The sequence below is a fragment of the Micromonospora sp. NPDC049139 genome (genome assembly GCF_055586845.1).
The window spans coordinates 1-13,085 of the sequence record NZ_JBVJHK010000037.1 but is presented as its reverse complement, the minus strand read 5'-3'; the positions used below and the strand labels follow the sequence as shown (position 1 = coordinate 13,085).

The 13,085-nt window shown below is 71.9% G+C and carries 13 protein-coding genes and 1 tRNA gene; 11 read left to right on the top strand and 3 right to left on the bottom strand.

Annotation, left to right across the window (positions count from 1 at the left end):
- Window positions 1-28: 28 nt before the first annotated feature.
- Complete coding sequence (locus ACZ6Q9_RS32875; RefSeq protein ID WP_393459925.1) at window positions 29-286, bottom strand: TM2 domain-containing protein; 258 nt, start codon at window positions 284-286, stop codon at window positions 29-31.
- A gap of 291 nt (window positions 287-577) precedes the next feature.
- Here ACZ6Q9_RS32875 and ald point away from each other — a divergent pair, with 291 nt between their 5' ends.
- The 11 genes from ald (at window position 578) to ACZ6Q9_RS32820 (ending at window position 10,912) form a co-directional block, all read left to right on the top strand.
- The gene (gene ald, locus ACZ6Q9_RS32870; RefSeq protein ID WP_393270079.1) at window positions 578-1,693 is read left to right on the top strand and encodes an alanine dehydrogenase; all 1,116 of its coding nucleotides are present in this window, start codon (window positions 578-580) and stop codon (window positions 1,691-1,693) included.
- An 11-nt stretch (window positions 1,694-1,704) separates the two neighbouring features.
- A complete protein-coding gene (locus tag ACZ6Q9_RS32865; protein ID WP_396831189.1) occupies window positions 1,705-2,697 on the top strand; it encodes a site-specific tyrosine recombinase XerD in 993 nt (330 codons plus the stop codon).
- Window positions 2,698-2,921: 224 nt separating this feature from the next.
- Complete coding sequence (locus ACZ6Q9_RS32860) at window positions 2,922-3,845, top strand: ParA family protein (RefSeq protein ID WP_036375269.1); 924 nt, start codon at window positions 2,922-2,924, stop codon at window positions 3,843-3,845.
- Window positions 3,846-3,899: 54 nt separating this feature from the next.
- Complete coding sequence (locus ACZ6Q9_RS32855) at window positions 3,900-4,922, top strand: segregation and condensation protein A (RefSeq protein ID WP_396831176.1); 1,023 nt, start codon at window positions 3,900-3,902, stop codon at window positions 4,920-4,922.
- Window positions 4,919-5,896: an SMC-Scp complex subunit ScpB gene (gene scpB, locus ACZ6Q9_RS32850; RefSeq protein ID WP_393459934.1), complete on the top strand. Its 978-nt coding sequence runs from the start codon at window positions 4,919-4,921 to the stop codon at window positions 5,894-5,896. Before ACZ6Q9_RS32855 ends, scpB begins: the two co-directional genes overlap by 4 nt.
- Window positions 5,883-6,653, top strand: coding sequence for a pseudouridine synthase (locus ACZ6Q9_RS32845; protein ID WP_393306768.1), 771 nt, complete (start codon window positions 5,883-5,885; stop codon window positions 6,651-6,653). Before scpB ends, ACZ6Q9_RS32845 begins: the two co-directional genes overlap by 14 nt.
- A 154-nt stretch (window positions 6,654-6,807) precedes the next feature.
- Window positions 6,808-7,488 (top strand): (d)CMP kinase, encoded by a 681-nt coding sequence (gene cmk / locus ACZ6Q9_RS32840; RefSeq protein WP_393270066.1) that lies wholly within the window; start codon window positions 6,808-6,810, stop codon window positions 7,486-7,488.
- The gene (der, locus tag ACZ6Q9_RS32835; protein ID WP_396831175.1) at window positions 7,485-8,888 is read left to right on the top strand and encodes a ribosome biogenesis GTPase Der; all 1,404 of its coding nucleotides are present in this window, start codon (window positions 7,485-7,487) and stop codon (window positions 8,886-8,888) included. The genes cmk and der overlap by 4 nt, the downstream gene beginning before the upstream one ends.
- Before the next feature lie 201 nt (window positions 8,889-9,089).
- Window positions 9,090-9,163 (top strand) — tRNA-Pro (locus tag ACZ6Q9_RS32830).
- A gap of 118 nt (window positions 9,164-9,281) precedes the next feature.
- Window positions 9,282-10,424 carry a tyrosine-type recombinase/integrase gene (locus ACZ6Q9_RS32825; RefSeq protein WP_396831174.1) on the top strand — a complete coding sequence of 381 codons (1,143 nt, stop codon included), beginning with the start codon at window positions 9,282-9,284 and terminating at the stop codon, window positions 10,422-10,424.
- A gap of 242 nt (window positions 10,425-10,666) precedes the next feature.
- Window positions 10,667-10,912, top strand: coding sequence for a helix-turn-helix domain-containing protein (locus ACZ6Q9_RS32820; protein WP_393459946.1), 246 nt, complete (start codon window positions 10,667-10,669; stop codon window positions 10,910-10,912).
- Window positions 10,913-11,178: 266 nt separating this feature from the next.
- Here the strand turns inward: ACZ6Q9_RS32820 and ACZ6Q9_RS32815 are convergent, their stop codons facing one another.
- Both ACZ6Q9_RS32815 and ACZ6Q9_RS32810 read right to left on the bottom strand, forming a co-directional pair.
- The gene (locus ACZ6Q9_RS32815) at window positions 11,179-11,739 is read right to left on the bottom strand and encodes a hypothetical protein (RefSeq protein WP_393459949.1); all 561 of its coding nucleotides are present in this window, start codon (window positions 11,737-11,739) and stop codon (window positions 11,179-11,181) included.
- Window positions 11,740-12,448: 709 nt separating this feature from the next.
- The gene (locus ACZ6Q9_RS32810; protein ID WP_357457086.1) at window positions 12,449-12,670 is read right to left on the bottom strand and encodes a hypothetical protein; all 222 of its coding nucleotides are present in this window, start codon (window positions 12,668-12,670) and stop codon (window positions 12,449-12,451) included.
- Between the last annotated feature and the right edge of the window lie 415 nt (window positions 12,671-13,085).

Below are 13,085 nucleotides of genomic sequence, written 5' to 3'. Positions count from 1 at the left end.
GCACGGCCCCTTCGTCGTTCCGGTCGGGTCAGTCGCGCAGCGGCCGGCCCTGCCCGTCGACGCCACCGTTGACGAGGATCAGGATGCCGTCGATGAGGCCCCAGATGCTGCCGAAGCCGCAGGTCACAAGGCTCACCACGAGCTGGAGGACACCGGTCTTGGTGTCGCCCATGTAGAACCGGCCGGCACCGAAGCCGCCGAGGAAGATGCCGAGGAGACCGGCGACGAGCTTGCTCTTGTCGGAAACGCCCGCCGGGTACCCGGGCTGGTAAGGAGGTGTGGTCATGAGGCGACACCCTAGTGATCCACTCTCGTCGTGTCCGCAGCGGGACCCACTGGATGGGACGATAATGGACGAACACTGTCCTGACGGCTGAGGTGGCGTCCCACCGTCGGCCGGGTCGACGCCTGACACTTCGTCAGGGTGGGCGGGCACCGGATGTCACTGTGCTGGCTCATTTCGGGCGGCGGCGCGCCTAGACTGCCGCCGACGGGACCGGTGGACCGCGGCGGCAAAGGGGCCGTCGTGGCGCCGAGCAGTCGGGGGAGAGCAGCCCCGGAGAGAGGTGTCTGCATCGTGAAGGTCGGAATCCCCCGCGAGGTCAAGAACCACGAGTACCGCGTGGCGATCACGCCGGCGGGCATCAACGAGTTCGTCCGCAGCGGTCACCAGGTCTTCGTCGAGGCCGGTGCCGGGGTCGGGTCCAGCATCAGCGACGACGACTTCGCCGCCGCCGGGGCCAAGATCCTGGCCACCGCCGACGAGGTGTGGGACACCGCCGAGCTGGTGCTCAAGGTCAAGGAGCCGGTCGCCGAGGAATACCACCGGATGCGCGCGGGGCAGGTGCTCTTCACCTACCTGCACCTGGCCGCGTCCAAGGAATGCACCGATGCGCTGCTCGACCGCAAGGTGACCGGCATCGCCTACGAGACGGTGGAGCTGCCGGACCGGTCGCTGCCCCTGCTCGCCCCGATGTCCGAGGTGGCGGGCCGGCTCGCCCCGCAGGTCGGCGCGTACCACCTGCAAGCGCAGGGCGGCGGGCGGGGCATCCTGATGGGCGGCGTCTCCGGCGTGTACGCCGCGAAGACCGTGGTCATCGGCGCCGGCGTCTCCGGCATGAACGCGGCCGCGATCGCGCTCGGCCTGCAGGCCGAGGTGCTGCTGCTGGACAAGAACGTCGCGCGGCTGCGCCAGGCCGACGCCATCTACCGCGGCCACCTCCAGACGGTCGCCTCCAACGCGTACGAGATCGAGCGGGCCGTGCTCGACGCGGACCTGGTCATCGGCGCGGTGCTGGTGCCCGGCGCGAAGGCCCCGACCCTGATCTCCAACGAGTTGGTCTCCCGGATGAAGCCGGGCAGCGTGCTGGTCGACATCTCCATCGACCAGGGCGGCTGCTTCGAGGACTCGCGTCCCACCACGCACGCCGACCCGACCTACAAGGTCCACGAGTCGATCTTCTACTGCGTGGCGAACATGCCGGGCGCCGTGCCCCACACCAGCACCTACGCGCTGACCAACGTCACCCTGCCGTACGCCCTGGAGCTGGCCAACCACGGCTGGCGGGAGGCGCTGCGCCGCGACCCGGCGCTGGCGCTGGGCCTGAACACCCACGACGGCCAGGTCACCTACGGCCCGGTCGCCGAGGCGCACGGCATGCGGGCCCTGCCGCTGGCCGACGCGCTGGCCTGAGGGGCGGCGGGCTGACCGGCACACCGGACGGGGCCGGCGCGGGCGCGGAGCCCGCGCCGGCCCTGCGCCGTGCCGTCCGCGGCTACCTGGACCACCTCACCGTCGAACGCGGACTGTCGGCGAACACGCTCTCGTCGTACCGCCGGGACCTGGAGCGCTACCTGGCCACCCTGGCGGCGGCCGGCGTGCCGGACCTGGCGGCGGTCGGCCCCGGCCAGGTCGAGGAGCACCTGTCCCGGCTGCGGGCCGGCGACGACGCGCACCCGCCGCTGGCGGTCTCGTCCGCGGCGCGGGCGGCCAGCGCGGTGCGCGGGCTGCACCGCTTCGCGCTGCGCGAGGGGCTGGCCGGCGGCGACCCCAGCCGCGACGTCCGGCCGCCCACCCCGCCGCGCCGGCTGCCCCGCGCGCTGCCGGTGGACGACGTGGTCCGGCTGCTGGAGACCGCCGGCGCCGTGACCGCCACCGGCGACGGGGCGCCGCTCGCGCTGCGCGACCGGGCGCTGCTGGAGTTCCTGTACGGCACCGGGGCGCGGATCTCCGAGGCGGTCGGCGCGGCCGTCGACGACCTCGACGTCGGCGAGGGCACCGTCGTCCTGCGCGGCAAGGGCGGCCGCACCCGGCTGGTCCCCATCGGCGGGTACGCGGTCGAGGCGCTGCGCGCCTGGCTGGTGCGGGCCCGGCCCGGGCTGGCCGCCGCCGGCCGGGGCACCCCGGCGGTGTTCCTCAACGCCCGCGGCGGCGCGCTGTCCCGCCAGGGGGCCTGGACCATCCTGCGCCGCGCCGCCCAGCGGGCCGGCCTGCCGGTGGACGGGCCGCAGGCGGTCTCCCCGCACACCCTGCGTCACTCCTACGCCACCCACCTGCTCGACGGCGGCGCGGACGTGCGGGTGGTGCAGGAGCTGCTCGGCCACGCCTCGGTGACCACCACCCAGGTCTACACGCTGGTCACCGTGGAACGGCTGCGCGAGGTGTACGCCACCGCCCATCCCCGGGCCCGCGGCTGACCCGTCGACCGTCCGGCCGGTGGGCGTCGGCCGGTCCGCCGGGGGTGGCCTGGTCGGCGGGGCGGCGACACGCCGAGCGGGTGCGACCGGCCCGTCGGCCGGTGGCGTACAGTCGGCATCGGCGCGGACCTCCTGGGGCGAGGCAGACGGGGTGCGCAGCGGCGCCGCGCAGGACGTCGGACGGCTCCGACGCCGGGTGGTCGTCGGGAGGGGGCAACGAGGACATGGCTGGCAACGGTGACCGTGCCGAGACCTGGACGTCGGAGCTCCGCGAGCAGCAGGCCACGCTCGGGGCGGATCTCGGCCCGGCGGATCCGGCGGCCTACACGATGCGCAAGCCGATCCCCGAGCCGATGCCGACCGACCGGCACGGCCCGGCCCGGATCATCGCGATGGCCAACCAGAAGGGCGGCGTCGGCAAGACCACCACGACCATCAACCTGGGCGCCGCGCTGGCCGAATACGGCCGCAAGGTGCTGCTGGTCGACTTCGACCCGCAGGGCGCCCTCTCGGTCGGGCTGGGGGTCAACCCGCACAACCTCGACCTGTCGGTCTACAACCTCCTCATGCAGGACGACGTCACCGCCGAGGACGTCCTGATCAAGACCGACGTGGCGGGGCTGCACCTGCTGCCGGCCAACATCGACCTCTCCGCGGCCGAGATCCAGCTGGTCAACGAGGTCGCCCGGGAGATGGCCCTGGCCCGGGTGCTCCGGTCGATCCGCAAGGAGTACGACTACATCCTGATCGACTGCCAGCCCTCGCTGGGCCTGCTGGCGATCAACGCGCTCACCGTCGCGCACGGCGTGCTTATCCCGCTGGAGTGCGAGTTCTTCAGCCTGCGCGGTGTCGCCCTGCTGCTGGACACCATCGACAAGGTGCGCGAGCGGCTCAACTTCGACCTGGAGCTCGAGGGCATCCTCGCCACCATGTACGACAGCCGCACCACCCACTGCCGGCAGGTGCTCCAGCGGGTGGTGGAGGCGTTCGGCGACAAGGTCTACCAGACGGTGATCACCAAGACCGTCAAGTTCCCCGAGTCCACCGTCGCCGGTGCCCCGATCACCACGCTCGACCCGGCCTCGTCCGGCGCCCGCAACTACCGCCAGCTCGCCCGCGAGGTGATCGCCGCCCAGGCGGAGCGGTAGGCCCGGGGTGCACCTTCGCGCCGAGGCGTCCGGGGCGTGGACTACGGTCTTCCGGTGACCGCGCCACCCCTCGATCCGCCCGAGACGCCGGAGCAGCCGCCCGTGCCGGCCGCCGAGGTGCCGACGGGTCCCGGGGGCGTGCCCGAGGCGGCGGAGAGCGGCGGCTTCACCGTCCGGCTGGCCAACTTCACCGGCCCGTTCGACCTGCTGCTCCAGCTGATCGGCAAGCACAAGCTCGACGTCACCGAGGTGGCGCTGCACCGGGTCACCGACGAGTTCATCGCGTACATCCGGGCCATGGGCGACCAGTGGGACCTGGACGAGGCCAGCGAGTTCCTGCTCATCGCCGCCACCCTGCTCGACCTCAAGGCCGCCCGGCTGCTGCCCGCCGCCGAGGTCGAGGACGAGGAGGACCTCGCCCTGCTGGAGGCGCGGGACCTGCTCTTCGCCCGGCTGCTGCAGTACAAGGCGTACAAGGAGGCGGCGGCGCACATCGCCGCGCTGGAGGAGGTCGGCGGCCGGCGCTACCCCCGGGCGGTCACCCTGGAGCCCCGGTACGCCGAGGCCCTGCCGGACCTGGTGCTCGGCATCGGCCCGGAGCGGCTGCTGAAGCTGGCGATCAGGGCGATGACGCCGAAGCCGGTGCCGGAGGTGTCGATCGCCCACGTGCACATGGTCCGGGTCAGCGTCCGGGAGCACGCGGCGATCATCACCGAGCGGCTGCGCCGGGCCGGCACCGCCACCTTCTCGCTGCTCTGCGCCGACTGCGACGCCACCCTGGAGGTGGTGGCCCGGTTCCTGGCGCTGCTGGAGCTCTACCGGGAGGGCCTGGTCGCCTTCGTCCAGGAGCAGGCCCTGGAGGAGTTGACCGTACGCTGGACCGGCCCCGCCGAGGGCGGCCCGGACCTGTACATCGACGAGTACGCCGGCACCCCCGCCGAACCGGCGGACCAGACGTCGCCCGCGGGCCCGCCGGTCGCCGACGCGAGTGCGGCGGGGCCGGTCCACGAGGCCGGGGCGGGCGCGGCGGCGGGCGGGGACGGGACGGCGATGACGACGGAGGAGCAGACCGGATGAGCAGCGAGGAGCGCCGGGACTCCCTGGCGGACCAGGCCGCCGCCTGGATCCCACCCTGGCAGCGCCCCACCCCGCCGGCCGAGTCGCCTTCGGGTGATCCTGGCAGCGACCTGCCCCCGGAGGTGCCGGATCCCTCCGACGTCCCCGCCGCGCCGGTCGGCGGCACGGGGCAGACCCTCGGGGACGCCGCGGGGGAGGGCACCGAGCAGGGCGAGACGGCGGAACGAGGCGCGGAGCGGACAGCCGCGGCGGAGCAGGGCGCCGAACAGGGCGAGACGGCGGTACAGGGCGCGGAGCGGCCTGACCCGGCGGCACAGGGCGCCGGGCACGCGGAGACCGCGGCACGGGACGCGGTTGCGGGCGTACCGACGAAGCAGCCGGCCGGGCGGCGGCGGGCGGCGCCGGCACCCGCGCCGGCGCCGGAACTCGACGACGCGGAGCTGCGCGGGGCGCTGGAGGCGATCCTGCTGGTGGTCGACGAGCCGGTCAGCGAGCTGACGCTCGCCCAGGTGCTGGAGCAGCCCGCCGAGCGGATCGGGCCGATGCTCGACGAGATCGCCGCGGGCTACACCGCCGCCGGGCACGGCTTCGAGCTGCGCCGGGCCGCGGGTGGCTGGCGTCTCTACACCCGCCCGGAATACGCGACCTACGTGGAACGGTTCGTGCTGGACGGGCAGTCCGTGCGGCTGACCCAGGCCGCGCTGGAGACACTCGCCGTGGTCGCCTACAAGCAGCCGGTGACCCGGTCGCGGATCTCCGCCATCCGGGGTGTCAACTGCGACGGGGTGATCCGTACCCTGGTCTCCCGCGGGCTGGTGGAGGAGTGCGGCGCCGAACCGGACAGCGGGGCGTTCCTCTACCGGACCACCACGATGTTCCTGGAGAAGCTCGGGCTGAACAGCGTCGACGACCTCCCGCCGCTGGCCCCGTTCCTTCCCGACGACGTAGAAGAGCTTGCCGATGCCACGCGATGACCGCACCCCCCGCCCCGACGCGCCCGTCTTCGAGGGGGCCGAGCGCCTCCAGAAGGTGCTGGCCGCCGCCGGCGTGGGCTCCCGGCGCGCCTGCGAGGACCTGATCTTCCGCCGCCGGGTCACCGTCAACGGGCGGGTCGCCCAGCTCGGCGACAAGGTCGATCCGGCCACCGCCGTCATCCACGTCGACGGCGAGCGCCTCGTCGCCGACACCCGCCTGGTCTACCTGGCCATGAACAAGCCGCGCGGGGTCGTCTCCACCATGGCCGACGAGAAGGGGCGGACGGCGCTCGCCGACTTCCTCGGCAACCGGGTGGAGCAGCGGGTCTACCACGTCGGGCGGCTCGACGCCGACAGCGAGGGCCTGCTGCTGCTCACCAACGACGGCACTCTCGCGCACAAGCTGATGCACCCGTCGTACGGGGTGCAGAAGACCTACCTCTGCGAGGTGTCCGGGCCGATCCCGCGCAACCTCGGCAAGCGGCTGACGGCCGGCGTGGAGCTGGAGGACGGCCCGGCGAAGGTCGACTCCTTCCGGGTGGTGGACACCCTGGGCAGGACCGCCCAGGTGGAGCTGAGCCTGCACGAGGGGCGCAAGCACATCGTCCGGCGGCTGCTCGCCGAGGTGGGCCACCCGGTGAGCCGGCTGGTGCGTACCGCCATCGGGCCGATCCGGCTGGGTGACCTGCGCGCCGGGCGCACCCGGCGGCTGACCAACGCGGAGGTCGCCGCCCTGTTCAAGGCCGTGGGTGACTGACCGGCCGGCTCGCGGGTACGGCTGCCGGTAGGCTCCGTGGCGGCCCGGCGGCCGGCGGCGACCTCGCGCGCCGCCGGGCATGATTGAGGACGTGTGGAAACCGCTCGCGGGACGCGGTGGGCGTTTCGTGGGGTACGGGCTGAGGAGGACAACGGTGGAGGAAAACGTACGGGCCGGGCGCTGCGTGGTCGCTGTGGACGGGCCGTCCGGTTCGGGTAAGTCCACCGTCTCGCGGCGGCTCGCCGTCGGCCTCGGTGCTCGCTACCTCGACACCGGCGCCATGTACCGGGCCATCACCTGGGCCGTGCTGCGCTCCGGTGTCGACCTGACCGACACCGAGTCGGTGGCCAAGGTCGCCGGCGAGGTGGACCTGCGCATCGGCACCGACCCCACGGGGTACGGCGTGACCGCCGACGGCGTGACCGTCGACGCCGAGATCCGCGGCCCGGAGGTCACCGGGGCGGTCTCCGCCGTGGCCGCCGTGCCGGCGGTGCGCGCGCTGCTGGTCACCCGGCAGCGCGAGATGATCGCCCACGCCGGCCGGATCGTGGTCGAGGGCCGCGACATCGGGTCCGTGGTGGCGCCGGACGCCGACCTGAAGGTCTACCTCACCGCCTCCGAGGCGGCCCGGGCCGCCCGGCGCAGCGCCGAGGACGCCACCGACGTGGCGGCCACCGCGGCCGACCTGGCCCGGCGGGACCGGCTCGACTCGACCCGCAAGGCCGACCCGCTGGCGCAGGCCGCCGACGCCGTGATGCTGGACACGACCGAGTTGGGCATCGACGAGGTCGTCGCGCGGCTGCGTGACCTGCTGACCGAGCGGGGAGTGGCATGACCGACGCAGACGGTTGGGTGGAGCTGCGGGAGCCGGACGTCGACACCGAGGAAGTGACCGGCCCGCAGCCGGTCGTGGCCGTGGTCGGCCGTCCCAACGTGGGCAAGTCGACCCTGGTCAACCGGATCATCGGCCGCCGGCAGGCGGTCGTCGAGGACATCCCCGGGGTGACCCGGGACCGCGTCCCGTACGACGCGCAGTGGGCGGGCCGGCAGTTCACCGTGGTGGACACCGGCGGGTGGGAGCCCGACGCCAAGGACCGGGCGGCCGCGATCGCGGCGCAGGCCGAGGCGGCGGTCGCCACGGCCGACGTGGTGCTGTTCGTGGTCGACGCGATGGTCGGCTCGACCGATGTGGACGAGGCGGCGGTACGCATGCTGCGCCGCAGCGCCAAGCCGGTGATCCTGGTCGCGAACAAGGCCGACAACACCTCCATCGAGATGGAGGCGACCTCGCTGTGGTCGCTCGGCCTCGGCGAGCCGTACGCGGTGTCGGCGCTGCACGGCCGCGGCTCGGGCGATCTGCTCGACGCCATCATGGACGCGCTGCCGGAGGCCCCGAAGATCGTCGAGCACCGCCCGCGCGGCCCGCGCCGGGTGGCCCTCGTCGGCCGGCCGAACGTCGGCAAGTCCAGCCTGCTGAACCGCTTCTCGGGCGAGGAGCGGGCGGTCGTGGACTCGGTGGCGGGCACCACGGTGGACCCGGTGGACAGCCTCGTCGAGATCGGCGGGGAGACCTGGCAGCTGGTGGACACGGCGGGCCTACGCAAGCGGGTGGGCAAGGCCAGCGGCACCGAATACTACGCCAGCCTGCGGACCGCGTCGGCGATCGAGGCCGCCGAGGTCACGGTGGTGCTGCTCGACTCCAGCGAGGTCATCAGCGAGCAGGACCAGCGGATCCTGTCCATGGTCACCGAGGCCGGCCGGGCGCTGGTGATCGCCTTCAACAAGTGGGACCTGGTCGACGCCGACCGCCGGTACTACCTGGACAAGGAGATCGAGCGCGAGCTGCGCCGGATCCCGTGGGCGATCCGGCTCAACCTGTCGGCGCGGACCGGCCGGGCGGTCGACAAGCTCGCGCCGGCGCTGCGCAAGGCCCTGGCGAGCTGGGAGACCCGGGTGCCGACGGCGCAGCTCAACTCGTGGCTGACCGCCCTGGTGCAGGCCACCCCGCACCCGGTGCGCGGCGGTCGGGCGCCGAAGATCCTCTTCGCCACCCAGGCCGGTGTGGCCCCGCCGCGCTTCGTGCTGTTCACCACCGGTCCGCTGGACGCGGGCTACCAGCGCTTCGTCGAGCGCAAGCTGCGCGAGGAGTTCGGCTTCGAGGGCAGCCCGATCGAGATCTCGGTACGCCCCCGCAAGAAGCTAGGCCCAGGTGGCCGCGGTAAGGCGCACGGCTGACCCTGGCCGGACCTGATGCCGGATGGGAGCACCGCTCCCATCCGGCATTTTCCGCTCCCATTCCCCACCTATCCTCCTAGGACGCTCTGCGGGTGGTGAGGTGGACGACGCGGCTCGGGGGCGGGAGGGGTCAGTGCGGACGACGGGATGATCGTGCGCTAAGCTGTACCGGCTGTCGCGGGGAGATCCGCGCGGGGGCATCGGGACGTGGCGCAGCTTGGTAGCGCACTTGACTGGGGGTCAAGGGGTCGTCGGTTCGAATCCGGCCGTCCCGACTGGTATTCACCAGCGGATATAGAAGATCATGTGTGATCTTGCGGTAACGCTGGCGGTAACGGAGATCGCTTAACGTGGGCTGCATCCCCCGATCCCGTTACTGCGGAGGTGCAGCCCGTGGCTGTCTACAGCTACCGCCTCGCCAACGGCCAGACCCGCTGGTTCTTCATCATCGACCTCCCGCCTGACGCGAACGGTCGCCGCCAGCACAAGCGGCAAGGGTTTCCCAACCAGGCCGCCGCGCTCAAGGCGGAGCAGGAGGCGCGCGCCGCCTACGGCGGAGCGGACCTCGGCGCGGACGGCAGCGTCGCCGCGGAGCTGGAGAGCTGGCTCAACGAGCGCGAGCTGGACGTCCAGGAAACAACGCTCAGCAACTACCGGGATGTCATCCGCTGCTACGTGGTCCCGCACATTGGCGGGCGGCAGCTCTACGCGCTCGACAAGCGGGTCATTCACGACCTCTACAAGAAGCTTCTGAAGGGTGGCGGCAAGAACGGTGGGCCGCTGTCGCCGACCACCGTCCGCATCGTGCACCGGATCCTGATGAAGGCCCTGGGCGACCTCGGGGTCAACGTCGACGGTGTAAGGCAGCCCCGGCAGGCCGAGCGGGAGACGATGGGGCGCAAAGGCGTATGGACGCCGGCGCAGTCGGCGAAGTTCCTCAAGTTTCACGCCGACCATCGGCTGCGTGCCGCGTGGGTGCTGGCGATAGTCGTCGGTACCAGACGAGGGGAACTGGCCGGTCTGAAGTGGCCGCGCGTTGACCTCGACCGGGGCGTTCTGCTGCTGCACTGGCAACGCACCACCACCAGCAACGGGGTGGTGGAGAAGGCGCCGAAGGGCAAGAGCAAGCGGGCGGTGGCGCTCGGGCCGGCCCTGGTAGCGGAGCTGCGCGCCCACCAGGAGCGCCAAGCCGTGGAGAAGGCCGACGCCGGCGTCCTGTACCACGACGGCAGTTACCTGTTCTGCCGCGAGGACGGAGAGCCGTACTACCCGAAGTACTTCACCGACCAGTGGGCGAAAGCGTGCGCTGATGCCGGCGTTCCGGTGATCGCGCTGCACGACGCGCGGCACACCTCCGCTACCACCGGCGCTGACGCCGGTGTTCCCGAGCACGTGATGCAGCGGCGGCTTGGTCACGCTGACAGCCGCACGACGCGTGAGGTCTACACCCACGTGCTGCCGGAGAGCGAGCGCAAGGCCGCGGAGCTGATGGAGGCCGTGCTCGGAGACGCAGCGACCTGGTCGCCCGCGGGGTAGCTAGGCAAGAAGGCGCTGGGTCACGCCCGATTGCAGTACTTCTGGCTGCGGAGGTTTCCGGTGAGGGAGCCGACGTCCGGACAGTCAGCTCGGGCATCGGCACGGTAGCCAGCGGCTGTGGCCGTTGCCGTTACCGTGGCGGTTGCTCTCACTTGGCAACGCGCCGAGTAACCGGGTGATCGCATCGTGAAAGCTGACGCCGGTATCGGCGTGCTCACGACCTCAGGGGAGGGCGGCGGACGATGTCAACGACCACAACCGGCGGACGCAAGCCGGGCCAGGTGCTGGACCAGGTCTGGACGATCGAGGCGGTGCGGGAGCTCGGCGTCACCACCGACGTGGAGACCGCTGGAGCGATCCTGGGAATCGGGCGTACCAAGGCCTACGAGCTGGCCAGGACCAATGAATTCCCGGTACGCCTTCTGCGCGTCGGCCGGCGGTACCTCGTGCCCGTACCGGCGATCCTCAAGCTGCTTGCCATCGAGTAGCCGACCTGTCGCTAGCCAGGCTCAGAGCCTGAGACAGGGAATCCCGGGACCGACCGGGCTGGTTGCGCCGACAAAACAAAAGGACCGACGGCGCGCACGGTGTGAGCCGGCGCGCCGTCCTTAATACTCCAACGTCACTTATCTTTCGGCTGGCTTGGCGGCCGAGTCTGCGCTGGTAGACGTACGTCGGCCGGCACACCGCACCTGTCACCACGTCGCCCTGGCGTTCGTCAACGAGCACCAGGGCGACGTGGTGTGTTGTGGGCTCAGCCCTGCCCGACGGCGGTCAGAGGTACCGCCTTGCCGGCGTGCTCCACGCAGATCGGCCGTGCCGGGTATCGGGCGGTGATCGAGGCGGCGTCGCGGGCGGGGTCATCGACGCCGACCTCGACACACTTGCCGGGCTTGGCGCCGACGGCGTTCAACTCGACATCGCGCTCCCGCCAGTAGTCGGTGTCGGCGACCACCGCGGCTGCCCAACCGGCGAGTTGCCGCTCGGAGTACGTGGCGTCGATATACCGAACGATGGCGGCCGGCGGCAGCAACCCGCGTACGGCCTCGTCGAACGTGGCCGAGGGTACGCGGTGCACGATCACCGCGTCGGCGACGAGGTTGATTTCTACACCGGCGTACACCTCAGGATGGTTCTGCTGGCCCTCGCGCTCGACGGCCGCCGCCCAGTCGGTGAGCCTCCCCTGATTCGGCCAGTCAGATACGACCGGTTCGGGCTGCCCGGCGGCGGATTGCCCGGCGGCCGGTCGCCCGCACGCCGTCAGCGCCATGACGGCCGGCGCCGCCAGTGCCAGCAGCAAGGTCCGTGCTTTCATGGTCAACCTCCTCCGCTGGGCGCGTACCACCTGCTCGGACAGTGTGCACCGAACTTGCGCCGTCCGGGATAAGACGCCCATTTCCCCCGGACGGTTCCGGACGCGGACTGCTCGCCTGCGCTGCCGTACGCCAGCCCAACTACGCGGCGCAGTGCTGCTCCGCATCGGTGAGGCCGCCAGCGCCACCGAACACGCGAACCACGCTCTCGCGAAAGCCACAGCGGACCCCTCAGTCGTCTACGGCACGCTCGCCCAAATCCGCATCTGGGCCGCCTCGGCACACCTCAACGCCAACAGCCTCGATGGCGCTCTCTCGGCCCTCTCCCCCGTTCTCACCCTGCCGCCCGAACAGCGACTCCATCCACCAGTCCATCGCATGCCCGACGTGGGCCGCACCATCGCCAGCACCGTCGCTACCCACGAGCAGCGAAGCCCGCAGCCTCCAAGCAGCGATCACCGAGTTCTGCGCCACCGGCGCAGCCCGCCAACTCCCCTGACAACCTGGAGCGACCATGGCAGTCCCACGGCCACCCACATCCGCAACCACTGGCACTGGCGACCCGGCTGGGGCATCGGCTTCCGCTTCCACACCTGGCACATCACCTTCAACGGGCAAGCCGAAGTCGAACACCTCGCCGACCGGTCCCTGCTGCCCCGGCAGCGAAGCGCCCTGGTTCAGGGAGGTGGGGGGCCACTTCGTCGTCTCGGTCTACCAGGGCCCGTCGCCGAACTCGTCAGTGCACGCCTCCAACACGGCGAGCGCCGCCCGGTCCATGGCGATGTTCGCGTCGAGCCAGGGGAGCGTGCCGGCGTCGTTGGCCGCGTTGATCAGATCGATGCCGGCCTGCTTGATGCCGGGCACGGTGGACTCGGCGGCGAGCGCGCCCGCATTGCGGAACTCGGTCGGGTCGGTGTCGCCAAGGGCGATCACGGCTCGGCATCCCCGCCGGTCGTCGGTCGTAGACGACGGCGTTGGGGCCGCGGAGGTAGTAGACGGACTGGACGGGGCCGCGGCGGATTCGGCGCTGCCGCCGCAGCCGGTGAGGGCGGCAGCGGCCAGTAGGGCGGTGACAGTGAGGCGGGTCCGGGTCACCCGGGCACGATAGCGCCGCCGGTCAATCCCGCAGGGAGCGTCGCCACGCCGTCGGCGGGCGGGTGTGATGGCAGCGACCGGGTCCGCCTTCAGCCTTCCATCCTCACCGCAGGGTAGCGATGGCGATGCTGCGCGAAGAACTTGTCGAACTCCCTTAATACTCCAACGTCACTTGCCTTCGGCGTTGGGCGTGGCGTGGGCATGAGGACGGCCACCGCGTTGATCATCGATGGTTTGTGAGGACAACCGAAGA

What these genes read in the sequence shown, in the direction of transcription:
- ACZ6Q9_RS32820 (WP_393459946.1), top strand. Translation starts at nt 10,667, where the DNA reads ATGTCAACGACCACAACCGGCGGACGCAAGCCGGGCCAGGTGCTGGAC.
- der (WP_396831175.1), top strand. Translation starts at nt 7,485, where the DNA reads ATGACCGACGCAGACGGTTGGGTGGAGCTGCGGGAGCCGGACGTCGAC.
- scpB (WP_393459934.1), top strand. Translation starts at nt 4,919, where the DNA reads ATGAGCAGCGAGGAGCGCCGGGACTCCCTGGCGGACCAGGCCGCCGCC.
- ACZ6Q9_RS32845 (WP_393306768.1), top strand. Translation starts at nt 5,883, where the DNA reads ATGCCACGCGATGACCGCACCCCCCGCCCCGACGCGCCCGTCTTCGAG.
- ACZ6Q9_RS32875 (WP_393459925.1), bottom strand. Translation starts at nt 286, where the DNA reads ATGACCACACCTCCTTACCAGCCCGGGTACCCGGCGGGCGTTTCCGAC.
- ACZ6Q9_RS32860 (WP_036375269.1), top strand. Translation starts at nt 2,922, where the DNA reads ATGGCTGGCAACGGTGACCGTGCCGAGACCTGGACGTCGGAGCTCCGC.
- ACZ6Q9_RS32815 (WP_393459949.1), bottom strand. Translation starts at nt 11,739, where the DNA reads ATGAAAGCACGGACCTTGCTGCTGGCACTGGCGGCGCCGGCCGTCATG.